Origin of the sequence: Marinimicrobium sp. C2-29, from assembly GCF_038419845.1 — a bacterium.
In the GTDB taxonomy this organism is placed as follows: domain Bacteria; phylum Pseudomonadota; class Gammaproteobacteria; order Pseudomonadales; family Cellvibrionaceae; genus Marinimicrobium.
This window is the reverse complement of sequence record NZ_JBCAQT010000026.1, coordinates 1-12,478: the sequence shown is the minus strand read 5'-3', so window position 1 is coordinate 12,478 and position 12,478 is coordinate 1. Positions and strand designations below refer to the sequence as shown.

Genomic DNA, 12,478 nt, shown 5'->3' with positions numbered 1-12,478 from the left:
CGTGCCACCGGCAAAAGCGGAAAATCCATCTAACTTATTGTCCGGAATTAGTTGACCACTACAACGATCACGCCATCCTTGATGACCTCCACCAGGCGACCGCGGTCGTCGTAGTCGTACTTGTAGGTCGATAGACCGCCGTCGGGTGCTTGCTCGGTGCCTCGCTCCACACGGGCGACCTGATCGCCCTGCTGGTAGTGGTAGTGCGTGCTCGCTTCCATTCTGCCCCGGCGAGCGTCTTCGTAGGATGGTCGACGAATCAAGAATTTTTATTCCCACCCTTTGTACTCACGATAAACTTCTTCTTCAAGCCTTTTATATCGCACACACATAACAACTAAAAAAACGTTAGATAACACCAATGGCGCAGACAGACTGGCAATTAGCCTGACATAAAAACCTTGGAAGAGATCATAAATCAGGCTGCTCTTATCTTGTCCAACAATAAAAACTAGCATATCCTTAGTTCCCGGAAGGTGGACTTCGATTGCAATAATAACTATCGCCCCAAGAAAAAAAGCTAAGACAAACATATAGATATAGAATATAATTCTGGTTTATTCTAGTAGACTTCGCTAGTTTCATATATAGCCCCAATCTTTTAGGCAGCCATTAGCTGCAAGAATCTCCGCCGTCTATCGAATCAATCTTATCCTGTAGCTTATCCATATTCTCCTCCAGTTCTCGAGCCTTCTCCTTTGCCTCTTCCGCCTGCTCCGTTGGCGTAGTGGCCCAATCCCATATTTGCAATCCACCTGCAACAACGACAAGCCCGAGACCTACAGGGGCTGCTACCGTACCACCGGCAACCATAAGCGAGCCTCCCACTACAGCAGTCACAGCTGCCAATGGGCTAGCCCACCATGGAGCCAGACCATAAGGATCTCTAAAGCTTATTGGATTCTTGAGGACATATCCATATAGGTTAGGATCACCACCCTCAAACCCGATCGGATCCCGCGCCGTCCACCGCCCGGTTTCTGGATCATAGTCCCGATACCCGAACCGGATCAGTCCGGTATCCGGGTCGCGTAGACCTCCCGCGAACCCAAACGGTATATCAAATTCCGGATTTCTGTCATCGGTAATATTGCCGTAGCTATCGTAACGGATGGTCTTGACAACGCTACCGCTGCTGTCGGTAACAGCTCTGGGGCTGCCCAGGTGATCGGTCTGAATATAGTACCGCTGACCGCCCTGGGTGAAGCTGGTGGGTGTGTGACCCATCGTGTACTCAAACCGCTGTTTCAGGCTGCCGCTGCCATCATAGGTGGCCAGCAAGGTGGTCAGGTCCTGCCACAGGTAGCGCTCTACGATTTCACCATCAATGAGTTTGGCGACTCGCTGGCCCAGGGCGTTATGGCGATATTCAATGGACGTGTCCGGGGTGTCCACCGGTAATAGCTGCCCCTGGCTGCCGTAAACGTAGATGGTTACGGCTGGGCTGGCTTCGTTGCTCGTTTTAAGGACCCGATTAACATTGGCGCCGTATCTTGTAACGGTGCTGATGCCATCCGGTCAGGTTACTTTGGTCACCCGCCCCAAAAGATCGTATTCAAAAGTGCTATACCTCATTTCCTTGGGTGTGAGGAGGAAGCAGCCCGTTTGATTGGCTAAATCCCTGTCGTAGATCTTTAATATTCAAATAGCTCTATGACACCCCAAAGAATATGAAGCCTATCAAGGCGGATAATACATACCCAGTAACGCAGCCAAAAACACAGGATCTAAACCTTCTATTCCTATAAGAAAGAGAAGGCAAAATCCATGCGCCAACAAAGAATATAACTACGTATATCACAAATCAATATTTAAAAATATACAGCACTAAGGGCGCGGAAATGATGACACTCAAAAAGTATATCGACTCACCACCTCTCTATCCAATTTACTCTTCTTTACCCAATCATCATTCAAAACCCGGGATTCAATGAGGGTTACCAACTTTTTTCGCGCGAGTACAACCCAAGCCATAACAAGTACTTGTTTTCCCGAGCTTTCTTTACGTAAAGAACGAAGATAATTCCTTCGTCTTTGAATTTTTCAAGATAATCAGCCCCAAAATTCTTTTCTTTATAAAACCTTCCAGATGGATCATGGACGTAACCAACAATCTCGGCCGTACGACAGCTCGAAAGAACCATAACTCCAGAAAGAAATATATAAATACAAGTAAGAAATTTCATAATCGGTATATTTTTTACAAGTAAAACTACTTTGTTCGATGTAGTCGACGGGCCCGTTTCTTTTTATGTATCCACTTTTCAACACATAACATGGAACATTGATAAACGTAATATACGCAATAGAAAAATATTGCCGACTTGAAAAATGTTATCGCTAAAAATACCAATGGATTTCCTTGGAACGCCACTTCGCGTCCTGACATGGGGGCAGAGGTCGCCCCTTTCAAAAACGACTGAATTAAATCCAACCCTCCCCAGATAATAAAAAAGACGCAAATTAGAAAAAAGAACACTGTATCGGATTTACCAGCACGAGCCCTCGGCATTTTCACCCCCTTCGGTTACGTGATCAATCAAATCCAACCAAGATGAGGTCCCTTCCGCACCTACAACTGAAAATATCCCTGTAGAAACCGCCGGCCTATAGGTACCAGCTTCATAGATTTTCCGCTCCCTTGTTTTTCGTGAGGTTCTACTATTTGATCGCCAAGCCATAGCTCGCTGTCTCGCCTGATAAATACTATACCCCGATTTAGCCGCACCCCCTACACCAACTAGGGTTCCGGCAGCTGAGCCCACTAAATTGCCACTTTGATATTCGCTCGAACCTGAGCTTACAGCGGCATCCATACCTAGACCACCTCTCACCGCATCTCCATTCCATACGCCCACCGTGACGGCATTCAAGAGTCCGTCACCAAATCCCGCTGATGCATTCACAAGCCCTTGTGGAAGTGGGTCCCCCACGCTCCACAGTCCAAGCGGATCAATAAAATTAACGGGGTCTCCTAAAGCATACCCATAAAGATTACTGTCTCCGCCCGCAAACCCAATCGGATCCCGTGCCGTCCACCGCCCGGTCTCTGGATCGTAATCCCGATACCCAAAGCGCACCAGCCCAGTGTGGGCATCACGTAGGCCTCCCGCGAACCCAAACGGTATCTGGAAGTCCGGATTGCTGTCATCGGTAATATTGCCATAGCTGTCGTAACGGATGGCCTTGACGACCGTACCGCTGCTGTCGGTAACAGCTCTGGGGCTACCCAGGTGATCCGTCTGAATATAATACCGCTGACCGCCCTGGGTGAAGCTGGTGGGTGTATGGCCCACCGTGTACTCAAATCGCTGTTTCAGGTTGCCACTGCCATCATAGGTGGCCAGCAAGGTGGTCAGGTCCTGCCACAGGTAGCGTTCTACGATTTCACCGTCGATGAGTTTCGCGACTCGCTGGCCCAGGGCGTTATGGCGATATTCAATGAACTCGTCCGGGGTATCGACCTGTAATAGCTGCCCCTGACTGCCGTAGACGTAGGTGGTCACGGCCGGGCCGGCGTCGGTTTGCTCAACCTTGCCGCCGAGTCGGCCATTGGCGTCGTAACTGTAACTGGTGTTGCCTCGGCTCTCCAGCTGATCGCCGGCGGTATAGGTGGCGGACTCCGCTTCCACGCCTGCTTCGGTGCTGGTCTGGAGGCTCCGGTTGCCATTGGCGTCGTAAGCGTAGGCTTCCACGATCACGCCATCTTTGATGACCTCCGCCAGGCGGCCGCGGTCGTCATAGTCGTACTCGTAGGTCGATAAACCGCCGTCGGGTGCCTGTTCGGTTTTTCGGTCGATCTGACCGGCTGTATTGTATTCCAGACTGTAGCCGTAGGTGTTGTGGCCCGACTGGTAGTAGTCCACAGCGGTGGATTCACCATAACCGTTCCACTGCCAGGTCTGGGTCAGGTTCCCGTCCTTGAGCTCTTCAAGGAAGCCGCTTTGGGCGTCGTAGGTCAGGTCAAAGCCGTTGATCGCGGTGATGAGTCCGTCATCGTCGTAGCCGACTGACGTGCTCGCCCCGGCATAGCTCAGGCTGTCTATCTGGAAATCCGCATTGTACCCGTAGCCAAGGGTGGCGTTCACCAGCCCTTCGTAGCGCAGTTCGGTCTGCAAGGTGCCATCGTAGCCATAGTGAGCCTTCTCGGCGCCTCGCTCAACACGGGCGAGCTGATCGCCGTGCTGGTAATGGTAATGCGTATGCGCCTCCGGGGCTTCCGTTCTGACCCGGCGACCGTTTTCGTAGATATGGTCGATGGTCTCTCCTGAAGGCAGCTCGACTTGCGTCAGCTGGCGCTCCAGGTTGTAGGTGTAGCGGGTCGGCGCCGTCTCCGGGCGGTTTTCCGTTGCGACCTTGTTGACACCGTTGAACGCCGAGGTGTGGTCCTCCGAGGTGGGCACCGTAACCCGGGTGGCATTGCCATTGGCGTCGTACGTTGTGACGGTGCTGTTGCCATCCGGGTAGGTTACTTTGGTCACCCGCCCCAACAGGTCGTACTCAAAATGGGTGGGCAACCCATCGGGCGCTGTAATTCTGGTCAGCTGCCCCAAAGCGGTAATATCGTCATAGGTGTATGTTGTCGTACGATCACCCACCCGCTCTTCGATCAGGCGACCTCGACTGTCGTAATCGTATTCGCGCTCGTGCTGACCGGGCGTTTCCACCCGCTGCATCAGCAATGTCTCGGGGTCGGCATGCAGCGTCCTCACCCGTCCCTCGGCTGAGGTGGTCTTGGTGACGCCCGAGCGGCTATTGACTTCGGTCACGACGGGCTTTCCGTTCTGGCTGGCGGTGACGGTGTAGCGGGATGTGTCTGCGCCATTCTCTCCATAGACCTTGTCCAGGGTTGTGGTGCTGGCCAGGCCGTCGGGCGTGGTGACGGTAATGGTGTCAGTTCGGGGCCGCTGGGTCTTCTGGTCCAGAACCTTCTCAAGAACCGTGGTCATGCCATAGGCCGTGATGGTTTCAGTCAGCTCATCGGCGCTGCGCAGGACTGTGCTCTGAGCGCCGGTCTTGTCAGTGGTGGTAACTTCGACATCGCCATTATCCAGAACACGACGTTCGGTTACATGCCGGTTTGACTCGGCGGTCTCGTAACCGTAGCGGTCCCAGCCGATTCCCAGCCGCTCATCGAAGAGGTCCCAGAATCCTCCCTCTGAATCGCGAGCCATCGTCAGCCTACCCGATCCGTCGTAGTCGCGATCGTAGTCATGCCCGTTTGGATCAGTCTTGCCAGTCAGCAGGCCTCCGTTCCCATAGCTGAACTGATAGCGGGTGTCGTCTTCATAAAGAACTTCGGTGAGGTTGCCCTGCTGATTCACGTTCAACGCCGTCACCTCACCATCGGGAGCTACGATACGCACCGGTGTTCCTTCGTGGTTCCGCTCAACCGTCAGTGCATTGCCGAACTGGTCCACAATTCGAACAACGCGGCCGGAGTCGTCGTACTCCAGATTGCTGAGCTCAGTACCGCTACTGAGGTCGATGGTTGCGGTGTGTTGGCCGTCGCCATTGAACCGGAAAGGCGATCGCGACGAGGTGCTATCGTCACGGACGCAGCGGACGTGGTAAGTGTCATCCTTTTCAAAGCGTTCGCTGTTGAACCCGAGACTCTCAATGGCCCACGCCTGATCTTCATCGGCAATATTGGTGGTAGAGCTCCAATACGGGTTGCGCTCAGGCGCCGTCGGGCTCCAGGGTGTGTCATCAGGAAAGCTGGTCTGATGCTGGAATACTGAGTTCGGCAGAACATACAAGAGCTCATTGATATTCGGAAGACGCCAGTTGTCATAGCCCGCGTGCTGGGAGGTTTCACAATAGTCGATGCTATCGAACCAATCCAGCTCCAGGGAGGCGTTATCAGGACCATCTTGCCACATCAAGCCATTGTCTTGATCAACCGCAACCTGGTCCGTCTCGTTGCGTTCCAGCGCGTCAATGTTCTGTAGATCCAGTTCAACGCCCCGGACGCAGACCGCCGCCAACTCTCGCTCGTCAACGTTCAGGGTACTTCGGGTCCATAGTTCACGAGCCCGCGACAAGCTGTGAATCCGCCGCAACGCATCCCCAGAGGATTTGTCGATGCTATACCCTATTTCCTTGGGTGTGGGGAGGCGCCAGTCGATCTGACCGGCCAGATCCAAGTCATCGCAGTATTGTCCAGCTTCCAGCTTTCTGGTGGTGCGGTGCGGCCTGCGCACGTTCTGCCATTGCAGGCCGGTCACCCGATCCTGAAGGATATTATCGCTGGTAATGGTGTAATCAATACCCTTGCCACCGGCTTGGTAATAACCGTCATCGCCGTCCACGTAGCTGAAGGTCTGCCCGGTTCTCAGTATCAAGGAAGGCGTAGCGATGGTCTGCACCCCACCATTGCCAAGGTAAACCAACCCTTGTGAGTTCGGACCCAATTCATGAACTGCCGATAGCGACCAACCCTCTGCCAGCTGCGTGTCATAGGTATTCTTGATAGAGATACCTCTCTGACGCCAGGCAATAAAGTTCTCTCGAGAAGAGACCAGGGTTTCCGAATCACCTTCGACGGCCCAGGCAACCGGGAACTCCGATAAGGATTGCTCTTCCGAGGCGGCATTCCCTGCGCTCAGGTACTTCACTGAATGCTCATACCCCAGGCTCACCCTTCCATTGACGGTTCCTTTTGCGATAGTGCCATCGGGATGAGTGCCGTCCCACAGGAACTCCGCCTCCAAACCGACTTGAGGATCGAAGCTTTTCTCGAAGACATGACCGGCAATATCCAATCGGGCTATCATTCGCACCGGAATCACTGGCAAATCATCACCGCTCAGGGCTACCCGGATTTTATGATGGTAGCCTTGAGTGCGCTGGCTACTGTAATGCAAGGTCGCATTTGATCCGGCTATATCAATATCTTCATGGAAGGACTGTTGATACGGCTTAGCGTAGGATCCGGTAGCGACACAACCCGCGTCGTACTCATCTTCTTCGCTCAACTCTGGTTCTACGTCTTCCGGCGCTTCGCCGTCACCTGCGCCCCAGTTGTAATCCATAGGCGTCATATGGTTAAAACTTCCCCACCAGAGGGTGTCACCCGCGGAATAGGAGTCCAACCCGACAGGCTCATCTCCAGTGTCGCCATTACCATTCAAGTCGTCCGGAAGGCCGTCACCCGTATAATCCAGCCCATCGACAACACCATCGCCGTCTGAGTCGAGGAGCTCGACGACGACACCATTGCTTGACGCAACCCATTCGCTAACGCGTCTGTCAAAATAGCCGATGGGAACGATCTCGCCTACATCAAAATTCAGGAAATTGTCGACAAACATGACGACACTGCCATTAAAGTGAACGGAGTCCGTATAGTGAGCGCCGTCCACATGCAGGTCAGACGCCCAGGTAAATGCCGTCTCCCGGGGAAGTTCTCCGGGCATGGAGGCGGGTGTTTCAAATTCTGTTGCGCTAAACTCGAACTGCTCAACCGGCCGCTCCGAGCCATCAGCGGAGCGGATAACAGCAGAGGTAATGCCGTTGAATACCACTGTTGCTTTACGGTCACCGAATTCGTCCGATATAACGCTGGACTCGTGGACTTGAGGATCTTCGATCGAGAGATCAATGGTTGTCGTTTTGCTATCGCGCTCCAACAGAGTCACCGTCTCCAGGGACGCCCATTGGCTGCTGGCCGCAATGGCAGAGCGCTGAATTACAAGATACCCCGGCTTCTTATACACCAATGTCTGTTCGCCTGCGGGGCCCGCTATTATGAATCGCCCGTCGGTACCTGTCACAACGGAGCCATAGTTTCTCGCGTTCAGAAAGCTTACCTGTACGCCCGACATCGGCACGCCGTATCGATCGTGTGCGATACCGGTATAGACCGCCATCGACTTGGGATCAAAACCGGCCTCAACGCTTTCCTCCTCCATGTCGGGTAGAGCCGCGGGAAGGGTTGCGTTATCTGCCAAGTACGGTACTACGGAGCCGGCTTCGGTATCTGATAGGGAGTCTCCGTCCAGACCTTCTCCGACCGTCACATGAACCCTATTGGATTTCAACGAGTCTACTTGAGCGTAGAGAGTGGCGTGGCCGGGACGAAGGCCAACAACAGCCCCATCTACTAAGTTGGCGACGGAATACGCGTTGCCACTGAAATAGACTCCATCTGAAAGATCACGTTGCTCACCGTCTTCATATGTTCCAACTACTTGAAGAACATGATTTTGACCTTCCGCCAAATGTATATTGGAGGGGCTGACAGACAGACTTACAAGGTCATCCAAGTGGTAGGAGTATTTGTTCCTGACTTTTAACCTATAAGGTAGGCACCCCTGGGAACCACCAACATCGAAGGCCTGAATTCTTTCATCGCTCCAGGCAGCACCTTGATCAATCGTTTTAAAGACAGTGACAGCACCGTAGGTTGAAGGCGCGTCATTACCGGGCTGATATAATCCGGTGGCGACTCCAAAACCGACCACCCCTTCAGATGAAGCCTCACCGTGATTCTCTTGAAGCCCCGGCTGCAGCAGGTGCTCACGATGACCCCAATTTTCTCCTTCAGTAAGACCAAAGTCTTCGTACCACTCTTTGTCTTCGTACAACCAGCCATAGATGGCTCTCACAAGTGCTTGATCTTCGTCTACAGACCGGTCGGGTTTCCGGAAGCTGGCGACCGACTCCACTTTTCCTATAAATGGGTCCGCGTTTGATCTCACATAGTCGTCGGTCAGCATTCTCTGGAGCGGTGTTCGACCATCGTTGTAATGGCCTATCACTTGGTTGCTGCTCAAAATGTAATCAGAGTAGCTCTGCGCTGCCTTCTGTATTGACGAGTCCATGCCAGAAAACGGCTTCAACCCACGCGCTAATCGCTCAGCGTTAACTAAATAGAGCCCTTTCTTCTGGAGACTCCACCCGTCCCACTGATCTTGATCGGGCATATTCAAATATGTATGAACCGATGGATCAACGTACCTCGCATAGTTGAAGGCAGATTCAATAGAGTTCACATCAAACTTGCGTCCAGCATTCCAGGCAATATCGTTCTCGGGTTTGATTGCATCATAATTCCAATCGGAAGTTATATCTTCATAAGGACAAGACGCCAAAAACGGAGAAACAAGATTAAAATGAGCTGTTACCTCGCGATCGCTATCCATGACAAAGGTGCACTCTTCAGCGTTTTCTGAGCATGGTCCGTCCCAACGAGAAAACACTGAGCTGTAATTCCCACTATATGGAGATAGAGTAACTGAAGCTCCCTCGGGTATCAGGATCTCACACCCTGCATCATCACAACTCTCCCTCTCCCCATAGTCAACGGCAACGCTCCCCTCTCCCGCTCCGGAAATACTCAGTGAGAGCGTCTTTGTCGGGAAACTGTCTCCTCCACGAACAAACCTGACGTTCTCTTTGTCGCCAGAATAAACGATTCTATTTTCACCGTATTTAAAGTCAACCGTTCTATACTTTGAAGCGGACCACCCTTCGCTTGGTATATAAGCGGTAGTCCTGTACTCCTCGTTCTTCGTTTCTGGAAAGTATGTTTCAGCAATAGTCGGAACATCTTGGCCGATAGAGTAGCACCTATCCTCATGTTTACCCCAGAATGATCTAACACCTGTGCTACAAAAGAGCAGAGTCCTCAACTCTTCATGAGCAGGAACTCGCCACCCCATTTCTGAAGCTATTGAGTTGGCTTCCGAAGACACCAACGGTACGACACTTCCAGAGCAAGTATTACCATCCCATTCCTGACCATAACTACAACGCATCCACTCCAGATCCGTCGTCGAATCATAGATTACGCCACCGCTCTCTCCTCTGACTTCATACCTGTCATCAATAAATATTGCAACAACCTCTTCGACCTCGTGCCAGTTTTTTACTTCGCACTCAGGCTCATACCCTTCGCAGAGACCGTCCCACTGATAGAATTCGAACCCATCCTCCGGAACCGCTTCAAAGACAATGGAGCTTACATTCGAATAACCCGAAACACAGGTGTCATCGCATGTCGCATCACCAGTTATGACTGAGCCTTCACCGTTACCCGAAACACTCACATCAACTTGAACGGACTCAGGGGGCACCGAGTCACGCACCAAACGAAAGGCTAAACCCGTGGAAACCTCAAGGTATCCTGCTTTCCCGTTTTCAAAATCTCTCACAACAGGAACCCCACCATACGTGGAGGAAGACCAATAGGTTGTTCTCCATGTATTTGGAAAGGCCCAGTCTGCAATGGTAGGTGACGTGTACTCGTTATGACACGGACCTCTATAATCCCCCTCAAAAGAAGGGTTTCCAGAGTCACAATACACAATAGAAGCCAGTTCATCTTTCGTTGGAAGTCTCCATCCCCCAGGAAAAAATTTATCTTCTATATTTTGCCACCCTTCTTTCTCTACCGATCCCTCACAGGTAACGCCGGTCCATTCCTGTCCATAGGTACATCGCTGCCATTCCAGTCCTGTTTCATTGTCAAGAACCACGCCTGAAGCAGGAAACTCGTAGCGATCATTCAGAAAATGTGCATTCACTTCCTGATTCTCATTTACATCAACGACACAGACATCATCAGTATTTCGACATGCCCCACTCCAACGGGCAAATACCGCCCCCGGGTCAGGTACCGCCAAGACTTCTACTCTGCTTTCAGCTGGAACTTCTAGTAGACAACCATCTCCACAATCTACACCCTCCTGATCAACAATAATCTCTCCGGATCCTTCCCCTTTCTTTTCAATGGAAAGATTATACTGACTTCCCGTATCACCTCGGACCAAACGAAGGTTAGCTTTAAAATAGGATTCAACCTCACCGTACGAATCGTATTCCGCTAAAGTGAGCGACTGGGTAGCCCCGTCAGAGAAGCTGACTGCCCAAAAAGAGTCATCCAGCTTTGCCGTCGGGGTACCAGACCAATAGAGCGAGTCTGGCTGAGCACCTGGAAACGCGCGTAAGTTCAACGTTGGCGATTGCGAACCTGGTTCACACTTCGACAAGTCAGCTTCTCCACCGTCACTTACACCAGCACTACAATAGATTATAGATTCAAGCTCCTCTCGTGACGGAATGCGCCAGCCATTCTCAAAGGTTAAGCTTTGAGACTCTTCTAACTCATAGCGCTCACCCTCTCCCTCGCATTCGGAGCCACCCCACTCTGCCCCTTCTGGACACCTCTTCCACTCAAGCCCTGTTTCCAGGTCCGTGACAACACCGGGATCATCCTCATTGACTCTATAGCGCTCATCAATAATGTCGCCCGGCTGGCTAGGCTGCAACTTGAAAGTCGCTTCGATTGTGCAGTCTGACCACAATCCCGATACTGAGTAGCTGTCTTGGCTTAGCGTGCCATCACAACCCGAAACCGACTCAATCGTGTAACCGTCATTTTCCCTTACAGTGAATGACGCTGAACCACCTTCGTCCACATTAATTTGTTGTGGCTCTATGCTCCCAAAACCGTCCGTTAGAGTAAAGATCATATATTGAGTAGGGGGTTGGATTGAAGAGGAACTCGATGAGGAAGCCTCGCTACTAGAATATGAGCTGGAGGACACCGAGCTGGATTCCGAGCTCGATGAGTGTTGGATTGAGCTATTAGACGATCTCTCTCCTGAAGCAAGTTCAAATTCAAGCCAATTGATATTCCAATCACCGTCCAGAGACCTTAGCACTAAAGTGAATTCCCCTTCAGGTAGCTCTACGAATCCCTCGACAGTTTTCCATGATTGCCAACCGCCCGCTCCTTCAAAAGTAACCACATGGGACAGCCCCTCAATATCATCGGACTCAAGCACGAATCGATCCAGGGTCTCTCCCCAGCCGGCTACGCGAAAGCGAACCTTGTACTCACCCGCTTCGGGGAGGTATACGCGATACGATATCCGATCATCAGTGTCTATCCAGCCAACATTTTCTCCACCTCCCACGTCTTCAGTGGGCTCTACCTGCATCCCGTCAATGTTGAGGTAGTCTTCGGCCTCAATCCGGCGCATGAGCTCACCACCGCCTGACGATGAAGAGGATTCGCCGGAGGAGGCCGAGGCATCGCTTGAAACAGAAGAGGGTTCGGAACTACGAGAACCGGAAGAAGCGATGGAGCTGGTATCGGAAGACGCGATACTGGATGCCGCAGAGGAACTGACGTTCGCGGAGCTTGAAGCGCTTTGCTGTAGCGGCGTAACCTCAAACCAGTTAATGTTCCACTCACCATCCACGGCATAAAGCCTGACAGAGTCGATATCCGAATCCAGCTCAACCGTAGTATCTACCGTTATCCAGTTCTGCCAGTTTCCGGTAGATTCAAACGCCACAGTCGAATATGTACTGAGCCCATCTTCAGACTGAAGAAGAAACCGTTCATCGCCGTCATGTCCAGCAACGCGATAGGAGAACCGATATTCGCCCGCCGTCAGCGGAACGGTAATCCCCCCATTTTTAACAGGGGCCATAAGTAGAGCTAGGCCACAGTGGCCAACTTCTG

General features: G+C 51.9%; 4 protein-coding genes. All 4 read right to left on the bottom strand.

The genetic code is table 11. From position 1 onward, the window contains the following. Positions 1-47: 47 nt before the first annotated feature. Complete coding sequence (locus AAE484_RS17140; protein WP_341939660.1) at positions 48-263, bottom strand: hypothetical protein; 216 nt, start codon at positions 261-263, stop codon at positions 48-50. Between the two features lie 6 nt (positions 264-269). Beyond that, on the bottom strand, positions 270-458 hold the full coding sequence (locus AAE484_RS17135; RefSeq protein WP_341939659.1) for a hypothetical protein: 189 nt from the start codon (positions 456-458) through the stop codon (positions 270-272). 154 nt (positions 459-612) lie between these two features. Next, entirely contained in the window at positions 613-1,509 is an 897-nt protein-coding gene (locus AAE484_RS17130) for an RHS repeat-associated core domain-containing protein (RefSeq protein ID WP_445928870.1), read from the bottom strand. A 980-nt stretch (positions 1,510-2,489) separates the two neighbouring features. Beyond that, positions 2,490-12,446 (bottom strand): Lcl domain-containing protein, encoded by a 9,957-nt coding sequence (locus AAE484_RS17125; RefSeq protein WP_341939657.1) that lies wholly within the window; start codon positions 12,444-12,446, stop codon positions 2,490-2,492. Between the last annotated feature and the right edge of the window lie 32 nt (positions 12,447-12,478).